Source organism: Myxococcus sp. AM011, from assembly GCF_013372595.1.
Taxonomy (GTDB): domain Bacteria; phylum Myxococcota; class Myxococcia; order Myxococcales; family Myxococcaceae; genus Myxococcus; species Myxococcus eversor.
Map to the genome: position 1 here is coordinate 1 of NZ_JABXEM010000642.1, position 447 is coordinate 447.

Annotated in this window: 2 protein-coding genes; both read left to right on the forward strand. The window is 67.8% G+C overall.

What is annotated here, in order from left to right:
• Window positions 1-186 (forward strand): sigma factor-like helix-turn-helix DNA-binding protein (locus HUW62_RS47800; protein WP_303626925.1); only part of this gene is annotated, 186 nt, incomplete at its 5' end.
• 27 nt (window positions 187-213) lie between these two features.
• A partial coding sequence (locus tag HUW62_RS47805) for an anti-sigma factor (RefSeq protein ID WP_176438238.1) occupies window positions 214-447 on the forward strand: 234 nt, incomplete at its 3' end.

Here is a 447-nt window from a genome sequence, read left to right on the forward strand (position 1 = left end):
GAGATCGCGGAGATTCTGGAGTGCCCCGTGGGCACGGTGATGAGCCGGCTGTTCCGCGGTCGCAAGCTGCTGCAGAAGACGCTGCGCGAGTATGCCCAGGGTCAGGGTGTGTTCCGGCATGATGGAGATCCGGTGCCGGCGCCCGCGGACCTGGAAGAGTACCGGCGCAGGAAGAAGGCAGGCTAGACAGAGGTTGGAGTCCATCAAGCCCCTATGACCTGCCAGGAACTCGAGCGATTGCTGTACCCGTACCTCGACGGCGAGTTTCAGCCCGAGGAACGCCACGACGTGGAGTCGCATCTGGAAGGCTGCTCCGCCTGCGTGGCGCGGGTGGACGAGGAGATGCAGCTGCGCCAGGCGCTCCGGCGCGCGGCGAAGCACGCCGTCTCCACCCAGGGCACCCGCGCACCAGCGTCGCTGCGCGCGGGCATCCAGTCCGGCCTGCAC